We start from the raw sequence: 24,173 nt of genomic DNA, 5'->3' as shown, positions 1-24,173 counted from the left end.
CTGCCCCGGACGGGCTGACAAAATACTGACCAATTCAGCAACTTGGGCTTTCAAAGCAAAAAGATTGCCAATTTCGCAAGCGCTCGGTTACGCCAGTGTTTTTGGCTCATTTGGGCGATGGGCGGGAAGTGCGGACCGCACGGCAAGGCATGACGCATGCGGAAGGGAAAGGGGGGGGCAAAGCAGGGTTGCGACGACTGGCGCCGCAACCCGTCAATAAATCGCCTGACTTACCGAGCTTGGCGGACCTGCTCGAGCCAGGCCATGGCGGGGGCCTGCAGGCTGCGGCCGCAGAACGCCGACGGCCAACGAGTCTGCAGGTCAAGCGCCAGGCGCTCGCCCAGCACCGGCTGCGCGCTCACCTGCAACTGCGCCTGAGGCGTCCACACCACAAGTTGCCCGGCTTGCGCGGCTGCAAGGCACAGATCAAGGTCCGCCCCCTCCGCCATCTGCAGGCCGCCACAATGGGCGAAGACATCCTGACGCACCATCAGGCAATCTGCCGAGACGGCCGCACAACCACGCACGGCCTCTGGCCAACGGGCAATGCGGCACTCCTCTGCCGACAGCCCCTGCCATGGCGCTACCACCTGCGGACCTTCCAGAAGGGCGTATCCGCCATGTGCCAGGGTGCCATCGGGCGCATACAAGGCCGCCCCGGTTACCCCCACCTCGGGGCGCTGCGCTTCATTGAGCAACCCTTCGATCCAGGCAGGCGCGATTACCTGGCATTGCGCCGAGAGCAGCACCAGGTACTCGCCCCGCGCCTGCTCCGCCGCCTGGTTCAGCCAGGCATTGCGCGACACGCCAGGCTCGCCCACCAGCACCTGGACACGTCCACCCAGGTGCTGCAAGGCACCCACTTCCTCTTCAGCGCATACCACCAGCACTTCGTAACGAGGGTATCGCGTACGCTGCAGCACGCTGGTCAGGCATGCGTCGAGCTGGGCATGATCACCTGTGCTGGCGAGCAGAATGCTCACCATCGGCGTTGCCGCATGTCGGAAATCGATACGCTGCCCTTCGCCTTGCTGCTCGCTCAACTGGGCACGATAGCCCAACTGGGCGAGATGACGATTGAGCGCCCCTTGGGATGCCTGCATCAACGCCGCCGAGGCCTGCTGCGCGACAACCAGATAGTCATCCAGGTGCGCCATGCAGCCAACGCCGTGCGACTCGACAAGACGCAGCAACAGGTCGAACTCCAGTGCCTGCTGGTGAGCCTCACTGTAACCTCCCAGCTCGATGACTGCCTGGCGGCGCAGCAACCAGTGCCGGGACATCAGGCCAGGCTGGCTGCGCAACAGGTTCAGATCCGCACCGGGGCGCACCACCGCGTGCAACCGCCCCTCCTCGTCTCGCTGTACCTCATTGGCACAGATCGCCTGACAGGCAGGCGACTCGGCCAACTCCACCAGCAAGTGCAGCAACCCACCGGCCTGCAGTTCGTCGCCGGCCTGCAGGAGCATCAGCCATTCGCTCGGCAGCTGACGTACCACCTGGTTCAGGTGCGCCAACCAGTTACCGTCGTTGACCTGAACGAAGTGCAAGGTGTCGCGCGCCGTAGTGATGACCGGAGGCTTGCCACCCTTGAGCACTACCAGTTTGAAGTCACGGATACCGCTGGCCAGGAGACTGTCGAAGGTGGCTTGCAACGCCGCGTCGTCGTTCTTCAGGTCCAGCACCACGAACGCAATCTGCCCTGCGGGGTGAGCGGACAGGTACTTCAGCACCTGCTCGCGTGCTGCAGTGTCCGGTGTCGCCTGCGCCAGGCTTGCCAGCAACTGCCCGGAAGCGGTGGCCTGCAGCCGCGGCTGAAGGTCGATACCCGACACCTGCTGCAAGCGCTCCAGCCAATTGCGCATTTCGCGGACCTGATCACTATCGTGCTCTGCCCCCATCGATTCCACGAGCTTGTGGCAAAGCTGCGGATCGAACAAGCCGAGCGCCAACGCCTGCATGTAACGTAACTGAAGGCTTGCAGGCGTGTCATTAGGATGTACTTGCACCAGGTCCCGCTGACGCACCCAACTCCCTTCCAGCGCCGCATGCTGCGCCTTGCCTGCCGGCAACGCATGGCAAAGAAACTCCAGCGCCACCAGCTGAGTGAACAGGGCGCTGTTGTAGTAAGGCATCTCGACGTACTGGCGGGGCTCGAAAAGCCGCTCCGGGTCATCGATCACGCTGGTCCAGGTGGAGGTGAACAGCAACGGTGCGTCCCCCTGGTCGTAGGTCTCACGAACAAAGCGATGGAGCACGGCGAACTCCGCGTCGCCAACGCACAACGCCTCCCCTTGGGCATCCCGCTGGCGCAGGTCGAACAGCGCCCGGTTCAGGCGCTCCTCGCGCTGCACCTGCTCGCGACCCTCAGTCTGCATTGCGCACAGCACATCGGTCTGCTCGAGGGCAGCAACCTCTCCCTGAGCGAGGATCGCATAAGACAACCCAAGGCAAAAATCAGCCAGATCGGCATCAGCCGGCGCCTGCATCAGGGCAGCCTGCAGGGCTGGCAGGCGCGTGACTGCACGCCACGCCTGACGGCCGGCAAGGCCATACTGGCGCAAGCGGGCCAGCCCTCCCTCACCTTCCCGCGCAGGCATCGCACCACCCAGCTTGTGGTAGGTCAGTTGGGCATTACCCACATCGAAACCCAGGGCATGGCCCTGAGCTGCACAAACCTGGGGTTGCTCGCCCAGGCAAGTGGCAGCACGCTGCAAGGCCGGCGGCAGCGCGAAGTCAGCCTCATGGGTGAGCACCACGTAGGGCGTAGTGACCTGTTGCAGCAACCGCACAAGGTGCTCGCGGTAATGCTGCAACGCGTCGAGCGCCAGGCACGGGACACCGGCCCGCTGGTAATGATGGCGCGCACGGGCCCGGTAGTCCGCCAGCCCCTGCCCCAGCAGTATGACAGTCACCTCGGTGCATGGTGCGGTTGTGATTTCGGCCATAGCGCCCTCTTCAAAAATTTCGTTTTGCAGCCCGGGTATCGGGCTGCTACCAGACTCAGTCCGCCAACCAGGCATTGGCCCAATGCTGCAGGTGGTGCGATGTCAATAAGTAGTCTCGCAGCACCACCTCACGCAGGGCATCACCCTGTCGATAGCTGGCCTGCGGATCGGCGAGGTGCATGCGAATCGCCTCCAGCCACTGCGCCGTACTGTTGTCTTTCACCCGCGTACACGGCAGGTAGCCGGCATAGGCTTTGGTGTCGGTGCAGATCACCGGGAAACCGCAAGCACCGTACTCCAGCAGGCGAAGGTTGCTCTTGCAGTCGTTGAACAGATTCTGCTCAAGCGGCGCCAGCGCGAGATCAAGATTCAGGCTGGCCAGTTTGCGCGGGTATTCGGCGAACGAAATCCCCGGGTGAAACTCCTTGATGTAGGGCCGCAGCATTTCCGGACACATACCAAAGAACACCCAGTCCACTTCATTGGCCAGGGTCTTGATGACCTCCAGCAGCAACTCGAGGTCACCGCGATGACTGGTTCCGCCGGCCCAACCGACACGCGGCCTGGCGCTGGTCTGGCGCTCGCTGGCCAGGCCCGTCCACAAGGAAGCCGAGAGCATGTTGGGAACGATCCTGATGTCATGGTGCATGCTCGAAAGCGCATCGGCCAACGGCTCGGTGGACACCACGACCCGATCGCACAAGCCTACGCCCTCACTGACCAGCTCGCGGATGTTGGTCGGCAAGTTGCGCACATGGTCGTTCTTCTGCGATGGCTCGATCACATAGTCATCGAGTTCGTAGATGCGCCGGGCATTCGAGTAACGCTTGAGCTGGCTCAACTCCCTGATACTGTGCGGCATGTAGCGACATTGCAGGATAAGCACATCAGGCTTCTCCCGCTCCAGCTCGATCAGGCCAGGCGTGCTGTAGTTGATACGCCCCTGAATCCAGCCGCGTTGTTCCAGCTCTGTGAACGGCTGGACCACGCGGTAGTGACCAATGGCCGAGGTATTGCTCGGCAACCCAAGCACCGAAGGCATGGCACGGGCCATGAACGGGTCCCACCCTGTTCGCAACCCAGGCTCGAAGTTGAAGTTCGCAAGCTTCAGGCTCAAGTTCCGGTTGTAGGCCGGGTCCCAGGCAATCCAGGGCAACCAGCGGTCAAAAAAGACGTCACCATCGCAAGATCCGGGTTGCGCCACTTGCGCGTCCGGCACCGCCGAGGGGAACTTGACCACCCTGGAAAATGGTGTCCAGACAACCAGATACCCCTTTTCACGTGCTCTCAGGCATAGGTCTGCATCGAACAGGGACGCCTGCAAGGCTGCCGTATCCAGGCCGCCCAACTCGGCAAACAGCTCACTGCGCACAACCAGGCAATCGAGGCTCAAGGCGCTCCAGTTCTGGACCATGCCCAAGCGGTTCATGTAGCTGTCGGCATTCACCCCACAGCCAACGAACGCACTGCCGACCAGGCCGTTGAGTCCCAGCACGAGGCCCGCAGAAACAACGTTGCCATCATTGGAAAAGAGCTTGGGGCCTACCACGCCGACTTCCGGACGCTGGGCGTGCTGCATCAACTCCTGCAGCCATTGCCGGTCGAACAACACGCAGTCGCTGTCGAGCAACAACAGATAGTCGCCGCGCGCCTGCTGGCTGGCAAGGTTCAGGCCAGATGCCCGGCCGTGGCCGGCCACCTGAACCACACGCAACTGATCGCTACCCATGCCAGCCATTGCCGACAGCCAGGCAAGCACATCAACCGGCGTCTGCTCGTCCGCCACCAGCAACACTTCGAAGCTACCATAGGCGGTATTGGCCAGCAGCGACTCGACGCAACGGGTCAACACCGGCAGCGACGCCCCGGCATGGATCAGGATAGATACGCTCGCAGCATGGTCGTGCTGGTAGGTGACACGGGACACCATCCCCCCCGCAATTGCGTCCACCTGCGCCCCGACCCCAAGGCGCTGCAGATGCGTCTGCACCACACCGACAGCCTGCTCTCGCCACTGTTCATCACCCAGCCAGTCGGCGTAAGTGTGCTTGCAATGAACCAGCACCTCGGCAATGTGCTCCACGGCCTGCAGCCCCTGCTGCTCGACCACACGCCACAACAGGTCATGTGGCGCAAGTGCGGCGAAACGCTCATCAAAACCACCCAAGGCACGCAACGTCGAACATCTGAAGGCCAACATCCGCCCCACATAGGGCAGGCTACGCATCAGGTCGAGGTTGAAATCAGGCTTCAGGATCGGGTGGGAAGGCGCCAGACCATCATGGCTACCTTCGTCGCTGTACAAGCAGGCACATTCGGCACGCAGCGCCATACGCTCAGCCATGATCACCAGCGCGTGAGGATGCAGTCGATCACCGGCACGCAGCAGGTAGACCCACTCTGCCTGATCGTTAGCGTCAAGCCATTGCTCAAGCTCGGCAAACCCATGCCCACGCGGTCGGATGAACTGCACTTCTGTCGCCAGCCCTTCGACATCCGCCGCAGCGACCACCAGGATGCGACTCGCCGCATAGGACTGCACTGCCAGGCTATCCAAAGTGGTACGCAATGCGTCCTCTTCGCCCTCGCTGCACGACACGACGACAACGATACGCGGCATGGCAGGCCATTGCTCCAGACGCTTGGGCAGCAAGCGCACCTGGCCAGGCGACAGCTCACGGTGCGCGAGCCACTGCTCATACAGCTCGGTGAAATCAAGGCTGTAAGTACCGACTTGCTGGTTGTAGTTGGCCATCTGCTTGGAAAAAGCGGCTCGCATGTCCACCTCTTCCCACGTCTGCCCCTCCCCTCCCGCATAAGAGGCCAGCGGAAGGTAACGCACCCAACCTGCAGAGGGCGCCGCCTCGCCTGTACGGGCCGCAAGCATCTGGCGCAGCCACTCGGTTTCGACCTTGGCCGCCTCGATGATGGTGGACTGATGACTCAGGCGCCCGGGGTAAACGCGCTCAAGGCTGAGAATCTGCTCAAGGCTGCACAAATCGCCACGGCGCAGCAGGCAGCTGAAAAGTGCCAGATCAAGGCGCGCTACGAAGCCTTGTCCATCCTGCACCAGCGTAGGCAGGTACTCCTCGACCTGTGCCCTGCGAAACAACGCATGGCTGATACCACCAAACAGGTTGGGGACGTTATCGGCGATGCTGTCGAGCAGGTCAGTCCCTTTGAGTACCGCGCTTTCGGGCGAGATGATGAAGTTGAGCGGGCGCGATGGCAGGAGCACATCGTCTGCGGCGCAGATCAGCCGCTGGCCCGTAACCATGCTGACCCCCGGCCGGCCTTCCATTGCCTTGACCTGCAAGCTGATGCAATACCCAAGCAACGTATCGTCATCGCAAAGGAACTTGATGAAGTCTCCAGACGAGCGCTCCAGACACGCCATCAGGTTGCAGGCAAATCCAAGCCTGCGAGGGTTGCGCACGTAATGCAGGGGCTTACTCGAACCCTCACCCAGCTCCTGGCAGATCGCCTCGATTTCACCTCCAGCACTGTCATCGCAGACCACGATTTCCAGATTGGGATAATCTTGGGTCAACGCGCTGTTCAGCGTGGTGCGGAAGAAGTCGGGGTTGAACGCTGGGATGGCGATACTGACGAGGGGTTGTGCGTTCACAGAAAGTCACTCAAGCGATGGTTCGAATTGCCAGGCAGGTCCGCAAGGCCAGGGCACGGGCCTGGACCGGCCCGTTGCCCGGCATCGCGCCAGGCAGAGAGCAAGGCGGCAGCAAAAGCAAGCCGCCTTGTGGCATAGCGATCAGATGTAGTTGACCAGCGACAGGCTGGAAATCTTGGCAAAAGACTGCATCGAAGCTGTCAGCTGGTTCTTCTGCATCTCCAGACGCATCATCACTTCACCGATGTCGCTGTCGCGGATCGAGCCCTGGGTCTTGGTGTTCTCGATACCCAGCGCCTCGTTGGTTTCAGCCTGTACATCAAGGGCCTGACCGCGACCACCGATCGCCGAAATGGAGGACGACACCTGGTTGGTGGCACTGGCGATATTACCTATCGCAGAGTCCAACGAGGCCAGGAAGGCTTGGCGCGCAGCCGGGTCATTGTCCTGCGGCGTGTTCAGCGCAGTGCGCAACTGGCTGATGGTATTGAGGACGTTCTGGTTCTGGTGGGTATCCACCTTGATGCCGAACGAATCACCTGCACTCGGCGGGCCGGACAGCTCGAAGCTCACACCGGCTGCGGTGGCCGTGGTCCCGCTGAGGGTCCCCGAGGAAACCGGGCGACTGTCGGCAGTCATTGGCGCGGCGTACAGTTCAAAGTCGGTAGCGCTGGTAAACTTGAGCACGGCACCACCACCCGGGAACGCGGCCTTGTAGGCGGTCGGGTCGGTGATCTTGGCATCGGTGACCTGCGACGACGACGTGTTGCCCGGACTCCGGCTACCGGAGATCGAGTCGGCCTTGGAGCTGAGGCTGAAGGTATGGCCAGCGATGGCTGCGTCCGGGTTGGCTTCATCCCCAGGCTTGAAATCGATCTTCAAGCGCAGATCCACACCGCGGAAACTGATGCTGCTGTTCTCCCCTTTAGGGTCGAACTTGCCCCCTTGGCTGGCTTCCAGGGTGACATCGTTGCCAGCAGCGTCGAGGATCTTGAACTCGGTACTGCTGGTGAACTCGATGCTGTAGGGCTCGCCGCTGCGGAAACGGTCGTTGTAGGTTGCGCTACCGGACACCTGGCCGTTGGACAGGCTGACACGGCCGTCATTGGGCAGCGGGGCAGTCTGCCTGGTTTCGCTGCGGCTGGTGTTGAGCGCTTGCTCGAAGGCGCTGTAGCCAGTCTCGTTGGCCGCCAGGCTGAGCATGTCACCCACTTGCAGCATGAGATTGCTCTGGTCGCCTTGATAGCTGTAGGTGCCATCAGAGTTGCGCACATAGGGCTGGGTGTCGCCCTTGGAACCCGAGAACAGGTACTTACCGTTCTCATCTCTGCTGTTCATCAGCGAGAAAAGTTGGTCTTCCAGCGATGCCAGTTCTTCGGCGTTGGCCTTGCGATCAGCGTCGGTGAACTTGCCGTTGCCGGAACTCATGGCCAGCTCGTTGACCCGCTGCAGCACCGCGCCAATGGCATTGAGCGCGCTTTCGCTGGAGCCCAGCGCGTTGCGCACGTTGGTGATGTTGCCCTTGAACTGGTCGAGCATGTTCTGCTGCTGTTCGAGCTGCAACAGACGCGCATAGCCAACCGGATCATCGGCGGCGGTGCGCACGCGGATGAAGTCGCTGGCTTCTTGCTGGGTCTTGTTGAGATTGCCAAAAGTACGCTCGTAGTTGGCGCTGCTGCTGGCGTAGAACTGCGGAGTGGAGATGCGCATGGCCTACGGCTCCTTAAAGGCTGTTGATCAAGGTTGCGAAGGTTTCCTGGGCCGCCTTGATGATCTGCGACGACGCGGTGTAGTACTGCTGGAACTTGACCAGGTTGCCGACCTCTTCATCCACCGACACCCCCGAGCTGGAGTTGCGGCTGGTCAGCGCGGAGCCATGCAGCGCGTTGGTGGCGTCGCTGTCCATCGATGCCTGGTTGGTCTTGCCGCCGACATTGGATACCAGCTTGGCGTAGGCATCGGTGAAGCTGATGCCCTTGCTGCCATCGCCGGTATTGACCGTGGGTTTGGTTTGCAGGTCGATCACCGACTGTGCATTGCGGTTGTCTGCAGAACCGGCCTTGGTCAGCGATACGGTGTAGTTGTCACCATTCTTGGGCGCACCGGATATGCTCATCTCGAACGAGAAGTTCATTTGAGCGCCACTGGCGTCATTGATCGGGTTGCCGCTGCCATCGACCATTGGCACAGACAGCTGCAGCTTGTTTTCCTGGCCAGGGATGACCGTACCGCTGCCAAGCGGGTTACCTTTGGAGTCGTACATGGTGTACGCCTGAGGCGATACGGAATCGTCGCCAAACACCAGCTTGACCGGGGTCGAATACTTCAGCCCCGTCTGCATGTCCGAGCGTTGCTTGGCGTCGTAGATATCCAGCTTGGACGTCAAGGTGGGCTGGGAGATCTGCCCGGTCCCCTTGTTGCCCGAACCGCTGGTGGCGTTCAGCGGGCTGGCCATGGCCAGGCGGCTCGGGTCGGTCAGCACGGTTTCCATGCTGGCCGCCGCGTTGCGGGTCGGGGTGATCTTGAAGCTGTCGCCGGCAACCGGGGTGCCACCATTGAGGTTGAGCGTGAAACCGTCGATCACAGGAGGTGGGTCGGCCGTGATATCGAAGGTACCCATCTCGGAATTATCGGGCAGCCGGCGCACGGAATACTCGGTGGCGCTGGTGAAGACGACTTGATAGTCGTTGGTGGTGAGCTTGCCGCTGTCCTTGATGTGCACATCGAGGTTGCCGGAGCCGGCACTGTTGCCCAGCTTGGGGATGCTGCGCCCGGCAACGGCCGCTGCGCTGTTGATATCGCCAAAGAGGGTCGCACCGAACTGGCCATTCTTGTCGATACCCTGGGCCAGCTGGCTGTTGATCGCATCGGCGACCACCAGCGCCACACGGCCCAGCTCGTTGAGCGCAGGGTCGAGGGTGTCCTTGCGGTAGCGCAACAAGCCACCGATTTCGCCACCGGTAGTGCTGTCGGTGATGTCCATTTTGGTCGAACCGCGGTTGAGCACCAGGTTCATGCGCGTCGGGTCGGTCGGGGCGGGTTCCACACCCAGCGTCTGGGTGGAGTTGCCCAGCACCAGGGACTGGCCATTTTTCAGATAGATGTCGTAGCTGCCCTCGCGCTCCACCACGTCCACGCCGACAAGCTTGTTCAGCTCGCGCACCGCGCCATCACGCTGGTCAAGCAAGTCATTGGGCTGACCATTGACAACACCGAGCTTGGCGATCTGCTGGTTGAGGTCGGCGATGGTCTTGGTGATGTTGTTCACCTGTTCGGCCATCGACCCCAGACTGCCGTTGATGTTGGCGTTCTGCTGGGTGAACTGCGCCGACAGCGTATTGAAACGCTTGGCAAGTGATTGTGCGCTGGTCAGCAGCAACTGGCGCGAGGCATCTTCGGTGGGCTTGGCAGAAGCATCCTGCATGGCGCTGAAGAAGCTTTTGAGTGCGGCAGTGATACCGGTGTCGGCGCCCGACAGGGCAGTGTTGAGCGGGCCGATCTGATTAAGATAAGTGTTGGCGTCACTGGAGAGCGACGTGGTGGTACGCAACTGGTTCTCGATGAAGGCGTTGTACACCCGTCGCACATCGGCCAGGGTGGTGCCGGTACCCATGAATACCTGGCCAACCTGCTGGGCACCCTTGGTCTTTTGCACCATTTGTTGGCGAGAGTAACTTTCAACATCGGCGTTGGCGATGTTGTTACCCAGGACGTACATCCCGGACTGGGCGGCACCCAGCCCCGACATACCGATATTGATCAAACTCGCCATGGTTCCCTGCCCTTAAAGTTGTGTACTGGTACCGAGCATTGCGTAGCTCTGCTGCGACTTCATCTGCTTGGCGATCTGCGAGATCTTGCTGGCGTAATTGGGGTCGGTGGCGTAACCGGCCTTTTGCAGCTCTCGCACAAACTGTTCTGGTTTATCGGCGGCGCTCACGGCATCTTGATAGCGTGAATTGCTCTGCAGCAAAGTTACCAGGTCGTGAAAACTTTCCTGATAGCTGTCATAGGAACGGAACGCAGCCGTCTCCTTGACGAACGCACCATTGCGGAACTCGCTGGTGATCGCACGCGCCTCACCACCCTGCCAACTGCCAGTAGCCTTGATGCCAAACAGGTTGTGGCTGCTGCTGCCATCGGCATTACGCATGACCGATTTGCCCCAGCCGGTTTCCAGCGCTGCCTGCGCCACCAGGTAGCGCGGGTCGATGCCAATGCGCTTGGCAGCCTGTTCGGCCATCGGCAGCATGGTCTCAACGAAGGCGTCGCTGTCGGCGAAAGCCTTTTTCGGTGCCAGCGGGGGCTGAGCCACAGCGCGCCCGAGAATCTGCAGGTTGCCGCTCGGAGCCGCGAACGCCCTGGCCGGCTCCCAGTCGCCAGTTGCAACGCCACCGACCGGGATGTCGCCACGGCGCGGCAACGCCGCCGTGTTGGTCGCTGCGGCCGGGCTGCCGGCAGACGGCACGATGCCGGCCAGCAGGCGATCGGTGAGCTTGCCCGGCAGCGCAAGGCGCCGCGAATTGAGCGCCGCCACGTCATTGCGCACACCCGCGCCTGCCTCGGCATGCACTGGCGCGGCGACTTTCGACGCCCACAACGCCGGGGCATGCCCTTCGATACGTGGAAACGGGCTGGTGTTCACAGAAGCGGCCTTGTTCTTGGACAACTGGCGCACCAGCACGTCCTGCAGGCCAATACCGCCACCCTCGCGGGACATGCTCACAGCCAGCTGCTGGTCGTACATGTCTCGATACTGCTTGACCGTGTCGCTGTTCATCGGGCTGTCTTCATCGGCCATGACATCGGTGGCCTTGCGCGATGCCTTGAGCAGCTCGCTGATGAACATCGACTCGAATTCCTGGGCTACCTTGCGAACATTGCCCTCGCTATCCCGATCACCATGCTTGAGCGCGCTCAGGCGATTGAGGTCGGTGTAGGCGCCGCTGTCGATCTGGCTGGACACCTGAGTTTTTGGATTCATCAGACGCCCCCTTAGATCACGATCAGGTCGGCTTGCAATGCGCCGGCCTGCTTCAAGGCTTCGAGGATCGCCATCAGGTCGCCTGGCGCCGCACCCACCTGGTTTACTGCACGGACGATTTCATCCAGCGTGGTACCGGGGCCGAACTTGAACATCGGCTTGGCTTCCTGCTGGGCATTGACCCGCGAACGCGGCACGACCGCAGTCTGGCCATTGGAGAATGGCCCCGGCTGGCTGACGATAGGGTCTTCGGTGATGGTCACGGTCAGGCTGCCGTGGGTGACGGCCGCCGGCGAAACCTTGACGTTTTGGCCGATGACGATGGTACCGGTACGCGAATTGATGATGACCTTGGCCACTGCCTGGCCCGGATCGATTTCGAGGTTCTCCAGGATCGACAGGTAATCGACGCGCTGGCTTGGATCCATGGGCGCGGTCACCCGTACCGAACCGCCATCAAGGGCCTGGGCCACGCCAGGGCCGAGCAGCTCATTGACCTTGTCGACGATCCGCTTGGCCGTGGTGAAGTCTGGGCGGTTGAGGTTGAGGGTAAGGCTGTTGCCCTGGTTGAAACCGCTGGGTACGGCACGTTCGACGGACGCACCACCCGGGATGCGGCCCGCCGACGGAACATTGACGGTGATCTTCGAGCCGTCACGGCCCTCGGCATCGAAACCACCTACAACCAGGTTGCCCTGGGCGATGGCGTAGACATTGCCATCAATCCCCTTGAGCGGAGTCATCAACAGGCTACCGCCACGCAGGCTCTTGGAGTTACCGATCGACGACACGGTAATGTCGACCACCTGGCCAGGTTTGGCGAAGGCCGGCAGGTCGGCATGCACCGACACCGCCGCCACGTTTTTCAGCTGCACGTTGCCAGACCCAGGCGGCACCTTGATGCCGAACTGCGACAGCATGTTGTTGAACGTCTGCAGGGTGAACGGCGTTTGCGTCGTCTGGTCACCGGTGCCATTCAAGCCGACCACCAGGCCGTAGCCAATCAACTGGTTGGCACGCACGCCGGAAATGCTGGCGATGTCTTTCAGGCGCTCGGCGTGAGCGCCGAACGCGCAGGACAAAAGAAGTGTCGCGGCAATCAACCGCCTAGCGTTGAACATGGTCATCCGTACTCAAAAGGGCCAGAGCGGGCTGATGAAGAAACGGTCCAGCCAACCGGGCTGGCTGGCATCGGCGAAGGAGCCGGTGCCCGAATAGGTGATGCGCGCATCGGCCACACGGGTGGACGGCACGGTGTTGTCGGTGGCGATGTCATCGGCACGTACCAGGCCGGCAATGCGCACCAGCTCTTCGCCGGTGTTCAGGGTCATCCATTTTTCGCCACGCACGGCAATGATGCCGTTGGGCAGCACTTCGGCCACGGTAACGGTGATCGAACCGGTGAGCGTGTTGCCCTGGGTGGCCTTGCTGTCGCCCTTGGTGCTGCGATCGCCGCTGTAGCCTGCGTCAAGGCTGAGGTCCCCGCTGCCCAGCGGGTTGTTGGTGTTGGGCACGGTACCGAACAGCGAGGTGAGGCCAATATTGGCCTTGCTGTTCTTCTGGATCTGGGAACCTGCGTTCTTGCTCGCCGAGGTACGCTCGTTGAGGGTGATGGTGATGATGTCACCCACCCGGAACGCCTTGCGGTCGGTATACAAGCCTTGTTCGAAACCGGCCTGGTAGATCGAGCCGTTATTGGCCGCTGCCGGCAGCGGGGTGCGCGGCAGAACCGGCGCGTAGTACGGGTCGTTGGGCTTGGGCGTCGGTGCGACGCAACCAGCCAGCAACACCGCCCCCCCCAGGGCGAAAACGGACAACAGACGATACATGACACTTACCTCTAGCAGGCGCTGTAGCAGCGTGCGGTTTAACGGCGGCCCGAAGTGGCTGGGCCGCCAGGACTTACAGTTGCTGAGTGACGAACGACAGCATCTTGTCTGCAGCGGAGATGACCTTGGAGTTCATCTCGTAGGCGCGCTGGGTGGTGATCATGTTCACCATCTCCTCGACCGTGCTGACGTTGGAGTTTTCCAGGGTCTGCTGCAACGTGAGACCGAAGCCGTTCAGCCCCGGGGTACCGACCTGTGGCGCACCGCTGGCGGCGGTTTCGAGGAACAGGTTGTTGCCCATGGCCTGCAGGCCGGCCGGGTTGATGAAATCGGCGGTCTGGATATTACCGATGATCTGCGCAGCCGGGTTGCCCTGAGTGGTGATCGACACGGTGCCGTCCTGGCCCACGGTGAAGGTCTGGGCATCCGGCGGCACGACAATGGCAGGTTCCAGCGCGAAACCGTTGGCGGTGACCACCTGGCCATCGGAGTTCAGGTGGAAGGTGCCGTCACGGGTGTACGACACGGTGCCATCAGGCTGGAGCACCTGGAAGAAACCGCGGCCATTGATCGCCATGTCCAGCGGGTTCTCGGTGTTCTGCAACCCGCCAGTCTGGAAGTTCTTCTGGGTGCCGACCACACGCACACCGGTACCGACCTGCAGGCCCGAAGGCAGCTCGCTGTCCTGGGTGGACTGCGCGCCAGGCTGGCGTTTGATCTGGTACAGCAGGTCCTGGAACTCGGCGCGATCACGCTTGAAGCCGGTGGTCGAAACGTTGGCCAAGTTGTTGGAGATGACCGTCAGGTTGGTGTCCTGGGCGGACAGGCCGGTTTTAGCGACCCAAAGAGCCGGAAGCATTTAGTGTTCTCCTCGTGCGCCTGTTTTACGGCACTCGTTCAAATGTGATTAGCCGATTTGCAAAACACGCGCCATGGCTTCGTCGCCTTCCTTGGCCGCGCTCATCATCTTGACGTGCAGTTCGAATTGACGGGACAGCGCCAGCATCGAAGTCATCTCGCCGACGGCATTGACGTTGCTGCCCTCGAGGAAACCCGACACCACACGCACATTCACATCGGCGTCTGCGGGTTGGCCGCTGGCGGTATGGATCAGACCATCCAGCCCCTTGGTCATGCCCTTGGTGTCCGGGTTGACCAGCTTGATACGGTCCACTTCGGCCATTACCCGCGGGTCTTCGCCCATGGCGCGGATGCTGATGGTGCCGTCGTCACCGACCTCGACCTTCTGCTCTGGTGGAATGGCGATAGGGCCGCCGTTGCCGATAACCGCCATGCCATTGCCGGCCCGCAGCACGCCGAGCGCGTCAATGTTCAGGCTGCCGGTACGCACATACGCTTCGCTGCCGTCGGGCGCCTGCACGGCAATGAATCCATCACCGGTGACCGCCACATCCAGTTCACGACCGGTTTCAACCAACGGGCCGGCACTGAAATCGGTGGCCGGGCGTTCGCTCATGGCGAAAGCACGCGCCGGAAAGCTGTCACCAAACACCGGCATCGAGCGCGCCTGCTCCAGGTCGCGCTGGAAACCGTTGGTGGAAACGTTCGCCAGGTTGTTGGCATGGGCCTTCTGCGCCAGCGCGTTCTGGCTGGCGCCGGTCATGGCCACGTAAAGCATCTTGTCCACAGTCATCCTCCGCTGCACGGGCGATCGATTGCCGGTCGCCGTGGCTGTGGCAAGCGTTGAGCAAGTTTCGCGCCAACTACCCTATAAACGGCAAAGACCCCGGTTTACGGGGCCCTTGCTGAAAAGCCCGGCGCGCGCGAGACAAAATATCGGCGGCGGGTAGCCGGCAGCGGCAAGGGCTGGCCGCCCTCGACGCAACGGGCGACACTTGGCTGTCAGGTGATGGTGAAGGTATCTCCGTTGTTGGCCTGGAACGACTCGATAGTGTTCGAGCCGGCGTACCAGTTACTGAGCATCACACCGGAATCCAGGTTGCCGGCATTCCAGTCCGCCTTGGAGAAGATGTAGGCATTGACGCCATCGTTCTGTACCACGACACCCTGGAATGTCACAAGAAACTTGCCAGACACTCGAACGAGTGAGGTGGCACGGATAATACCTGAAGAAAATCCGCCAATTGACGGCCTCAAGCCATCATTTTTTGCCCTGCATCAAAGGGATCTGCAGGCGGCATTGTCGAACGGTCCGGCAAAGCGCTTCCAACCATCACCGGGTGACCATTGCGAACACACCAGACGCCCGTCAGCCTGGCTTTCCCAACGCCACCAAGGGGCCATCGCGGCCTGCGCCTGGAGCAGGCAGAACGCCGCGACGGCAGCAGCCAGCAGTTTTTTCATGGGTACTCTCCGTGAAAACGACGAACCCCTTCTTGCAAAGGGGTTCGTTGACAAGCGATCAGCCAGCGGCCATCAGGTCATCTGGATGATGGTCTGCATGATGGTGCTTTCGGTGGAGATGGTCTTGGCGTTGGCCTGGTAGTAGCTCTGGGCCTTGATCAGCTCGACCAGCTCCTGGGTCAGGTTGACGTTGGAGGCTTCCAGCGAGTTGGACTCGATCTCGCCCAGCGTACCGGTTTTCGGCGCGTCGATACCCGGAATGCCCGAGGAGAAGGTTTCCTTCCAGCGGGTGCCGCCCGTCTGCTGCAGGCCCTGCTCGTTGGCGAAGCTGGCGATTGCCACCTGGCCGATGGCGCGGGACTGCTGGTTACTGAAGCTGGCAAACATCACGCCGGAGGAGTCAATCGACAGGCTCGACAGGATACCGGTGGCGTAGCCGTCCTGGGACTGCGACATACGAGCAGTTTCAGTGTTGTAGGACGTGGTGCTCTTCATCGAAAGCTGCATGCCGTCAGCATTACCCTGGGAGCCATTGGGCGCCCAGTTGCCCGCCGCATCCTTGGCGGCAGGAATCCAGTTCTTCAGGGTGAAGGTGTTGTTGACCACGCTCCAGTCGCCCGCCGGCACGCCAGGTACTGGAGGCGTGCTCCCATCGTTCTGGGCCGCCATGGACTTCACCGAACCATCGGGGTTGAACGACATGGTGGCGGTCAACGGCTGGGTGCTGGACGGATCGAGCGGGTTGCGGCCCTGGACCAGGGTGTACATGGTCCATTCGTTCTGACCTGTCTTGCGGTAGAACTGCTCCATGACGTGCTCGTTACCCTGGCTGTCATAGACCTTGGTAGGGAACGATTTGGTGTAGGTGCTCTGATCGGTCGGGTTGAACGGCTTGTTCGGGATCATCGTGCCGGAACCATCATCGATTTCCAGCGGAATATCGGGGGCCGAGGAGTTCAGGTTGATGCCCTGCTCGATCAGCGTGGTGGCCTTCGGCGCCAGCGCCGAAGTGTCGATCCGCAGGTCGGTCAGCACACCCTTGACGATCTTGCCGTTCTCATCGGTGCTGTAACCGCGCAGGTTCAGGCCATCGGAGGTGACCACATAGCCATCCTTGTTGGTCTGGAACGCACCTGCCCGGGTGTAGGTCATTGAGCCGTTGTCGGACAGCACGAAGTAACCCTGCCCCTGGATACCCATGTCCAGCACGTTGCCGGTGTTGTTGACATCACCCTGGCCGAACTGCTGGGAAACCGAGGCCAGGCGCACGCCGTTGCCGATCTGGTTCTTGCCCACGCCCAGGCGGTTGGAGCCTGCATAAACGTCGGCGAACTCGGCACGCGACGACTTGAAGCCGACGGTGTTGACGTTGGCAATGTTGTTGCCGGTAACGTCCAGTTGCTTGTTGGCTGCGTAAAGACCGCTAAGGCCGATATTGAAAGACATGCATTCACTCCTTCTGCCGATCTAGCGGCCTTAGATTCCAATAGATTGTACTTTCGAGACGCCGATCTTCTGGCCGCCTGCCACGGTGAGCATCATCTCGCTACCGCCCTGGAAGCTGACGCTGGTGATCTTGGCCGGCAGCAGGGTGTACATGGTCTGCGCCTTGCCATCGACCGTCGTGGTGGCGGTGAAGGTGTACTGGCCAGGGTCGACCTTCTCACCCTTCTCGTTGGTGCCGTCCCAGATGAAGTCGGCGGTGCCTTTGGCCTGTTCGCCCAGGCTGATGGTCTTGACCACCTTGCCGTCCTTGTCCTTGATCTCGACCTTGCCGTCGGTGATGTTCTGCGGCACGACAACTTGACCGGTGAAGCTGGCGGTGGTGTCGACCATCGCCTTGTCGGTGTCCAGGATCACCGAGCGCCCCACCAGCGTGGTGGCCTGCAGCGCCTGACTCGACGCTATGCCGCCAATGATATTGTTGACCGAGCCGTTCAGGGTCTGGATACCTTCCAGGCTGCTGAACTGGGCCAACTGCGCAATGAATTCGCCGTTATCCTGCGGATCCAGCGGGTTCTGGTGCTGCATCTGGGTAACCAGCAGCTTGAGGAACGCATCCTTGCCCAGCGCGTTCTTGTCGACGGGCTCGGTGGTGGTTTTCTTGGTACCGGTGCTGACCCCGGACGCGTTGAGTACGTCGTTCAGGTTCACGCCACTGTTGGTGTTGGTCACTGCCATGGTCCGGATTCCTTATCACTGACCCAGGGTCAGTACTTTCTGCATCATGGTCTTGGCGGTGTTCATCAGTTCGGCGTTGGTCTGGAACGCGCGGCTGGCAGAGATCATGTCAGCCATCTCCTCAACCACGTTGACGTTCGGGTAGTAGACATAGCCATCCTTGTTCGCCGCCGGGTGGCTTGGCTCGTAGCGGGCTTCGAGATTGCTCTGATCCTCGATGATGCCCTTGACCTCGACCCCCTGCCCGGCCTGGCCCTGATCTTCGAACAGCGATTGGCCGGCGCCGGCCTGGGCCTGCTGGAAGGTGGTGGCGAATACCGGGTGGCGCGCACGGTAGGTCTGGTCGATGCTCGACGACACGGTCTCGGCGTTGGCGATGTTCGACGCAACGGTGTTCAGACGCGTGTTCTGCGCGCTCATGCCGCTACCGGCAATATTGAAGACACTGGCAAGAGACATGGTCACTCTCCACGCAGGGCCGATACCAGCCCTTTGAATTTACTGTTGAGCAGGGTGAAGCTGGCCTGGAAGCCAACGGCGTTTTCCGCGTAGTTCGATTGTTCCAGGTGCGCGTCCACGGTGTTCTGGTCGATCGACGGCTGCATCGGCGTGCGGTACTTCAGCGTATCGTCCATCATGGCCAGGCCTTCGGCCTCGATATGACGGCTGTCGGTACGCTCCAGGGCGATGCGTCCCTTCTGCTGCTTGTCGGACTCGGCAGCGAGCACGGACGAGAAGTCCATGTCACGCGCCTTGTAGTTGGGCGTGTCGGCGTTGGCGATGTTGTTGGCCAGCACTTCGGCACGCTGAGCGCGAAAGCCCAGTGCCTTTTCGTGAATGCCAAGCGCCTTGTCGAAGCTGATGCTCATGTCGGGGACCTTTGAAGGTGACCAGAGTTCGTTTGCTATGGCTTTAGCAAGCCCTGTGCCAACCATCTTAAACCCCATGAGTATGGGGGTTTCGCCTGTTTCATGCCGCGCCTTATGCCAGAAAAGCGGCAATGTACTTCCGCCTTGAGCTACCCAGGCGGCAATCGACAGGCGGCAAAAGCGGCAAACCAAAAAATTGACGTCATAACAAACATGTCAATTGGCCACCAATCGGGTAGCATCCGCGTCCCGCGCGCCATCGCCATCCACGCCACCACGGACGCCAGCAACCGACCGGCGGTGCTGGCCGGCATCGACAACCAAGGACAGATCTTCGCCGGCGACCAAGGCGCGCAAGGCATCGTGCTGGATGGCGCGAGCATCTTCGACAGCCTGGGGCGCTACATCGACAACAGTGGCAGGATCGTAGCGGCCGACACTGCCATCCGCATTGGCAACACCACCCATGATGGCCCTGGCGTGCCGCCCTGGCAGAAGGCCAACGGCGACCTGAACATCTTCAACAACGGCGAGATCTGGGGCAACGTCGCCATCAATGCCACCGGCAGCAATCGCCCTGTCGAGTTGATCATGCGCAAAGGCAGCATGATCCCAGGCGACCTCCTTGGCCTGGCCAACATCGAAGTCGAAGGTGACAGCGCCTACGGGGTTGCCTATGGCGGGCGCGGCAGCAACAGCATCCGCCTGGCGAACAACGCTGGCTCGACGTCGGCGACCACAGCGAGCCGCCGACCACATTCAGCCTGCAGAGCCTCCACGCCACCCTCGACGGCAACCTGCGGGTAGCCGACAACTCGGCACTGGGCATGTGGCTGGCAGCCAGCACCGACCCGTCCACCGCTGTGCTCAAGGTCAGCGGTATCGCCGAATTCGGCCAGAACGCACGAAAAAAGGCCGGTATCTCGCGATACCGGCCTTTTTGTCGAGCCTCATTTGGCCTGGTAGATGATCCCCGGGCTGCACTGCACCATCTGGTAGTGGTCCGGCAGCCCGTTGAGCGCCTCGGACGCCCCGAGGAACAGATACCCCCCGGGCTTGAGCGTGGCGTGAATACGCATGAGGATGTCCTTCTTGACCTGGGCCGAGAAGTAGATCAGCACGTTGCGGCAGAACACGATGTCGAACTTGCCCAGCGGCGCATAGCTGTCGAGCAGGTTGTAGGAACGGAACTCGACGCGACTGCGGATCGGCGGCTTGATCGCCCAGCGCCCCGGCCCCTTGGTGTCGAAATAGCGCTGCAGGCGCTCCTGCGACAGGCCACGGGCAATGGCCAGGCTGTCGTACTCACCGGTCTTGCAGTTGTTGAGCATGGCACCGGACAGGTCGGTGGCGACGATCTGCGCGCCCATTTTCAACTGACCCAGGTTGGTCCGCTCGAACTCGTCGATGGCCATCGACAGCGAGTACGGCTCCTGCCCCGATGAACAGGCCGCCGACCAGATGCGCAGGCGCTGGCCCGGGTTGTTCTTGATGAATTCCGGAATCACCTTGTTCTTGAGCACCTCGAACGGGTAGGTATCGCGAAACCACAGCGTCTCGTTGGTGGTCATGGCATCGACCACCTGCTCGCGCAAGCCACCGCGTGGCTGGGTCTGGATGCGCTGCACCAGCTCGCCCAGCGACTTGATGCCCTGTTGCTCCATCAGCTTGTTGAGACGGCTGGAGACCAGGTACTGCTTATTCTCGCCCAGCAGGATGCCACAGGCTTTCTCCAGGAATACCCGGAACTGTTCGAAATCCAAATTACCCGTAGACAATGCTGCCGCCTCTTCTTAAATCGCTAGCGCCGGGGGCGAACCCCGGCCGTTTCAATGACTCGCCTTGATCCGATCGACCACGCGCTGGGCGAGGTCATCCGGCCTGAACTTGGCCAGGAAGTCATCGGCACCGACCTTCTTGACCATCGCCTGGTTGAATACCCCGGACAACGAAGTATGCAGGCAGATGTGCAGTTTTTGCATGCGCGGATCGCTGCGGATCTCCGCCGTGAGGGTATAGCCGTCCATTTCCGGCATTTCAATATCCGAGATCATCATGAGGAACTCCTCCTCCGGACGCTTGCCCTCATCCACCAGCTTGCGCAGGTAATCCAGGGCCTGGCGACCATCGTTGAGCGCCACCACCTCGACCCCCACGGTCTGCAGGCATCGACTCACCTGCTTGCGCGCCACCGACGAATCATCGACGGTCAATACCCGCAGCATCACCGCCTTGTCCTGTACCTCGGCATCGATCACACCTTCCGACACCGACTCGGAAGATGGCGCCACCTCGGCCAGCACCTTCTCCACATCGATGATCTCGACCATGCGGTTGTCGACGCGCGTCACGGCAGTCAGGTAGTGATCGCGCCCGGTACCCTTGGGTGGCGGATGGATCTCTTCCCAGTTCATGTTGACGATGCGCTCGACCGAGTGCACCAGGAAGCCCTGGGTCTTGGTGTTGTACTCGGTGATGATGACGAAACTCTTGCGTGTTTCTTCCTTCAGCCCTGGCAGACCGGTCGCCATCGACAGGTCGAGGATCGGGATCGTCGCCCCGCGTATGTTGGCCACGCCGCGCACCACCGGATGGGATTTGGGCAGCAGCGTCAGGTCGGGGCACTGCAGCACTTCCCGGACCTTGAAAACATTGATGCCGTAGAGCTGGTCGCCATTGAGGCGAAACAACAGCAGCTCCAGGCGATTCTGCCCCACCAGCTGTGTACGCTGGTTGACCGAATCCATCACTCCAGCCATGCCGGACTCCTTCAACGATTACCCTGTGCAGCAAGTCGGCACGGGCTTTGCTTTTTTGAGCGTCATGCATACGAAAACGACATTTTTCCGACGACTGACGCGCCTGCTGACCGGCCCCCTGGCTGTGCTGTGCCTGGTAGCACCCGGCGCGCGTACGCTGGCGGACTCTTTTACCTTGCCTGAACAGCTTATCGGTGTCACTCAAGGCTTTCTTGAATTCACCGTCGAAGATTATCTGGCAACCACCCAGACTCAGGGCCGCTACGAGATCGAAGTCAACAAGCTTGACCCGCGCCTGCGCATGCCGCTGTGCAGCCAACAGTTGGATGCCTCACTGGAAGGCTCGACCCCGCTGGGCCGGGTAACAGTGAGGGTGCGTTGCGACGGTGCCGCGCCCTGGACCGTATTCGTGCCCGCCCAGGTGCGCCTGCTGCGCGATGTCGTGGTAATGACCCGGCCACTGAAACGCGAAAGCATCATCGATGAAAGCGATGTGGCCCTGCGCGAGCGCGATGTAGGCACCCTGGGCCCCGGCTACCTGACCCTGCTGGAGCAGGCCGTGGGCATGAAACTGCTGCGCCCTACGGTACTTGACCAGGTTTTGACCCAACAGCACCTGGAACAGGCCGAAGTGGTGCGCAAAGGCGACCACGTAGTGATCATCGCCCGCAGTGGCAACCTGAGTGTGCGCATGCCGGGCGAAGCCCTCGACAAGGGCGGGATGCAAGCGCAGATCCGCGTGCGCAACCTCAATTCCAAACGGGTGATCAAGGCCCGGGTAACCGGTGCCGGGCAAGTCGAGGTCGCCATGTAACCTACCCTGCGTCAGGATTTCGACAGAGGGGTGGCGGTGTGCAACCTCGGCCCCTAAACTCTGTCAGATATCGGGATACGCAAGCCAGCTTCAGGCCGTGTTGCATTCGTGCCTAAAGTTTTTTTCGGTTTGGTCGAAAACAAGGCATGCGTCCTAATTCCCAGGGGTTTTGATCATGGTCATCGACTTCAGTCGTTTGAATAACTCTCCGTCCGTCACGGGCGGCGTTCGCGGCAACACCGCGTCCGGCAACGCCGCTAAAGCCGGCGAGGCCAACGAAGCGCCCAAGCACACCGGTGCCAGCGGAGAAACAGTACATCTGAGCCCAGAGGCCCAGCAATTGCAGAAGATCAGCGACAAGCTGCGCGATCAGCCCACCGTCAACAGTGCCCGTGTGGCCGAGTTGAAACAGGCCATCGCCGACGGCAGCTACAAGGTCGATGCCGACCGGGTCGCTAGCAAACTGCTTGATTTCGAAGCTCAGCGCTAACCACCAGGCGCGCTGACTTCAAGGACGCACCACGCCAAGAGTTAGCCATGCACGACATCACTCTGCTGCAACTGATCGAAGACGATTTAGCACCGACGCAGGAACTGCTCGACCTTCTACAAAAGGAGGCAGTGGCCCTGCACGGTCGGGATATGGCCAAGCTGGAGCAGATCCTTGCCCGCAAGCAATCCCTGATCGTCCTGCTTGAGCAGCAGGGGCTGCGGCGCAACAACCTGCTCACTGGGCTCGGCCTCAGCGCCGACCGTGCAGGCGTGAAAGCCGTCGCCGAGCTGTCGCCCAATGGCGAGATCATCATGCAGCAGCTCGATGTGCTGACCCAACTGATGGACAACTGCCAGCAGGTCAACGAGACCAATGGGCGGATCATCCAGGCGCAGCAACACGCCACGACCAATCAGATCAGAATCCTCATGGGCGGCGACTCCCCGTCGCTCTATGACAGCCGTGGCGCCACATCGCCCATGGACAAGCCCCGGGCAATCAGCCAGGTTTGATTATTTGTTTCAAGGCACGGAACATACTGGCAAAATGCCGTAACTTGCGTGTGCCGTTTTGCCTGGAGATTGATAACCCGTGTTCAATGAATCCGATGCTCCCCAGCCCCCAAAGGTGCTGACCACCCCTTTGGAGATCGCGGCCAACTTGCGCCAGCTGCTGGATAGCCACGACCCACTGATCATCAGCTTCCATGAGCGCAGCCAGCGGTTCCAGAGCTATGTGGTGCATGTCGACCGGGAAAGCGGTGTCCTGGCACTGGATGAGATGATCCCTCGCGACGGCGAGAAGTACATCGAGAGCGGCGAACCCTTCCGCGTCGAAGGCTTCCACGACGGTGTGCGCATCGCCTGGGAAAGTAACATACCGCTGACCATCACCGAGATCGACGGCCACCGCTGCTACCGTGGCCCGCTGCCCGAGGAAGTGACCTATCACCAGCGCCGCAATGCCTTCCGCGCCGCGCTGAAGCTGTCGCAACTGGTCGACGTGACCCTCGACGGCACCCACCTCAAGGGCAATGGCGCGTTGCGCGGCAAACTGCTGGATATCTCGGCCACCGGCTGCAAACTGCGCTTCGACGGCAACGTCGAGGACCGCCTGCAACTCGGCCAGGTCTATGAGCGCTTCAAGGCCGGCACCCCACTGGGGTTGACCGACACCCTGGTCGAACTGCGCCACCTGCACTTCGAAGAGCGCATCAACACCACCTTCGCCGGGGTGCGCTTCCACAACCTCAACGGCCAGGCCCAGCGCAAGATCGAGAGCTTCGTCTATCAGTTGCAGCGTGAAGCGCGGCGGTTCGACAAGGACGACTATTGATCGTCGCC

22 protein-coding genes are annotated in these 24,173 nt (G+C 61.2%); 5 read left to right on the top strand and 17 right to left on the bottom strand.

The window, feature by feature from the left end:
* Positions 1 to 230: 230 nt before the first annotated feature.
* The 15 genes from AC3WL2_RS16285 to flgB form a co-directional block, all read right to left on the bottom strand.
* On the bottom strand, positions 231 to 2,948 hold the full coding sequence (locus AC3WL2_RS16285) for a glycosyltransferase (protein WP_102683064.1): 2,718 nt from the start codon (positions 2,946 to 2,948) through the stop codon (positions 231 to 233).
* A gap of 55 nt (positions 2,949 to 3,003) precedes the next feature.
* Entirely contained in the window at positions 3,004 to 6,576 is a 3,573-nt protein-coding gene (locus tag AC3WL2_RS16280; RefSeq protein WP_102683065.1) for a glycosyltransferase, read from the bottom strand.
* Between the two features lie 141 nt (positions 6,577 to 6,717).
* Positions 6,718 to 8,286, bottom strand: coding sequence for a flagellar hook-associated protein 3 (locus AC3WL2_RS16275; RefSeq protein ID WP_102683066.1), 1,569 nt, complete (start codon positions 8,284 to 8,286; stop codon positions 6,718 to 6,720).
* 13 nt (positions 8,287 to 8,299) lie between these two features.
* Positions 8,300 to 10,348: a flagellar hook-associated protein FlgK gene (gene flgK / locus AC3WL2_RS16270; protein ID WP_102683067.1), complete on the bottom strand. Its 2,049-nt coding sequence runs from the start codon at positions 10,346 to 10,348 to the stop codon at positions 8,300 to 8,302.
* Between the two features lie 12 nt (positions 10,349 to 10,360).
* Complete coding sequence (gene flgJ / locus AC3WL2_RS16265) at positions 10,361 to 11,560, bottom strand: flagellar assembly peptidoglycan hydrolase FlgJ (protein ID WP_102683068.1); 1,200 nt, start codon at positions 11,558 to 11,560, stop codon at positions 10,361 to 10,363.
* 11 nt (positions 11,561 to 11,571) lie between these two features.
* Positions 11,572 to 12,681, bottom strand: a complete 1,110-nt coding sequence (locus AC3WL2_RS16260; RefSeq protein ID WP_046857711.1) for a flagellar basal body P-ring protein FlgI — start codon at positions 12,679 to 12,681, stop codon at positions 11,572 to 11,574.
* A 12-nt stretch (positions 12,682 to 12,693) separates the two neighbouring features.
* Complete coding sequence (gene flgH / locus AC3WL2_RS16255) at positions 12,694 to 13,389, bottom strand: flagellar basal body L-ring protein FlgH (RefSeq protein WP_046854650.1); 696 nt, start codon at positions 13,387 to 13,389, stop codon at positions 12,694 to 12,696.
* A 73-nt stretch (positions 13,390 to 13,462) separates the two neighbouring features.
* Positions 13,463 to 14,248, bottom strand: a complete 786-nt coding sequence (gene flgG, locus AC3WL2_RS16250; RefSeq protein ID WP_046854649.1) for a flagellar basal-body rod protein FlgG — start codon at positions 14,246 to 14,248, stop codon at positions 13,463 to 13,465.
* Between the two features lie 48 nt (positions 14,249 to 14,296).
* Positions 14,297 to 15,037: a flagellar basal-body rod protein FlgF gene (gene flgF / locus AC3WL2_RS16245; RefSeq protein WP_046854648.1), complete on the bottom strand. Its 741-nt coding sequence runs from the start codon at positions 15,035 to 15,037 to the stop codon at positions 14,297 to 14,299.
* 215 nt (positions 15,038 to 15,252) lie between these two features.
* The gene (locus AC3WL2_RS16240) at positions 15,253 to 15,429 is read right to left on the bottom strand and encodes a hypothetical protein (RefSeq protein ID WP_158247510.1); all 177 of its coding nucleotides are present in this window, start codon (positions 15,427 to 15,429) and stop codon (positions 15,253 to 15,255) included.
* 99 nt (positions 15,430 to 15,528) lie between these two features.
* The gene (locus AC3WL2_RS16235) at positions 15,529 to 15,714 is read right to left on the bottom strand and encodes a hypothetical protein (RefSeq protein ID WP_102683069.1); all 186 of its coding nucleotides are present in this window, start codon (positions 15,712 to 15,714) and stop codon (positions 15,529 to 15,531) included.
* Between the two features lie 72 nt (positions 15,715 to 15,786).
* A complete protein-coding gene (gene flgE, locus AC3WL2_RS16230) occupies positions 15,787 to 17,160 on the bottom strand; it encodes a flagellar hook protein FlgE (protein ID WP_102683070.1) in 1,374 nt (457 codons plus the stop codon).
* A gap of 30 nt (positions 17,161 to 17,190) precedes the next feature.
* The gene (locus AC3WL2_RS16225) at positions 17,191 to 17,895 is read right to left on the bottom strand and encodes a flagellar hook assembly protein FlgD (protein WP_102683071.1); all 705 of its coding nucleotides are present in this window, start codon (positions 17,893 to 17,895) and stop codon (positions 17,191 to 17,193) included.
* A gap of 15 nt (positions 17,896 to 17,910) precedes the next feature.
* Positions 17,911 to 18,354 (bottom strand): flagellar basal body rod protein FlgC, encoded by a 444-nt coding sequence (flgC, locus tag AC3WL2_RS16220; RefSeq protein WP_046854643.1) that lies wholly within the window; start codon positions 18,352 to 18,354, stop codon positions 17,911 to 17,913.
* Positions 18,355 to 18,356: 2 nt separating this feature from the next.
* Positions 18,357 to 18,764, bottom strand: coding sequence for a flagellar basal body rod protein FlgB (flgB, locus tag AC3WL2_RS16215; protein WP_046854642.1), 408 nt, complete (start codon positions 18,762 to 18,764; stop codon positions 18,357 to 18,359).
* 213 nt (positions 18,765 to 18,977) lie between these two features.
* Between flgB and AC3WL2_RS16210 the strand changes: the two genes are divergently transcribed.
* A complete protein-coding gene (locus AC3WL2_RS16210) occupies positions 18,978 to 19,571 on the top strand; it encodes a hypothetical protein (protein WP_102683072.1) in 594 nt (197 codons plus the stop codon).
* Positions 19,572 to 19,714: 143 nt separating this feature from the next.
* On the opposite strand, the gene cheR is transcribed toward AC3WL2_RS16210, so the two are convergent.
* Complete coding sequence (gene cheR / locus AC3WL2_RS16205; RefSeq protein WP_046854641.1) at positions 19,715 to 20,542, bottom strand: protein-glutamate O-methyltransferase CheR; 828 nt, start codon at positions 20,540 to 20,542, stop codon at positions 19,715 to 19,717.
* 51 nt (positions 20,543 to 20,593) lie between these two features.
* Positions 20,594 to 21,523, bottom strand: a complete 930-nt coding sequence (locus tag AC3WL2_RS16200; protein WP_046854640.1) for a chemotaxis protein CheV — start codon at positions 21,521 to 21,523, stop codon at positions 20,594 to 20,596.
* Between the two features lie 64 nt (positions 21,524 to 21,587).
* On the opposite strand from AC3WL2_RS16200, the gene flgA reads away from it, so the two are divergent.
* From flgA to AC3WL2_RS16180, 4 genes are all read left to right on the top strand, one after another.
* Positions 21,588 to 22,337, top strand: coding sequence for a flagellar basal body P-ring formation chaperone FlgA (gene flgA, locus AC3WL2_RS16195; RefSeq protein ID WP_102683105.1), 750 nt, complete (start codon positions 21,588 to 21,590; stop codon positions 22,335 to 22,337).
* 175 nt (positions 22,338 to 22,512) lie between these two features.
* On the top strand, positions 22,513 to 22,827 hold the full coding sequence (flgM, locus tag AC3WL2_RS16190) for a flagellar biosynthesis anti-sigma factor FlgM (protein WP_046854639.1): 315 nt from the start codon (positions 22,513 to 22,515) through the stop codon (positions 22,825 to 22,827).
* Between the two features lie 47 nt (positions 22,828 to 22,874).
* Positions 22,875 to 23,342, top strand: coding sequence for a flagella synthesis protein FlgN (locus AC3WL2_RS16185; RefSeq protein WP_102683073.1), 468 nt, complete (start codon positions 22,875 to 22,877; stop codon positions 23,340 to 23,342).
* A 79-nt stretch (positions 23,343 to 23,421) separates the two neighbouring features.
* Positions 23,422 to 24,165, top strand: coding sequence for a flagellar brake protein (locus AC3WL2_RS16180; RefSeq protein ID WP_102683074.1), 744 nt, complete (start codon positions 23,422 to 23,424; stop codon positions 24,163 to 24,165).
* Positions 24,166 to 24,173 lie beyond the last annotated feature (8 nt).

Source organism: Pseudomonas sp. FW305-96 (assembly GCF_058783825.1).
The sequence above is the reverse complement of the archived record's forward strand: the minus strand, read 5'-3'. Positions and strand labels throughout refer to the sequence as shown.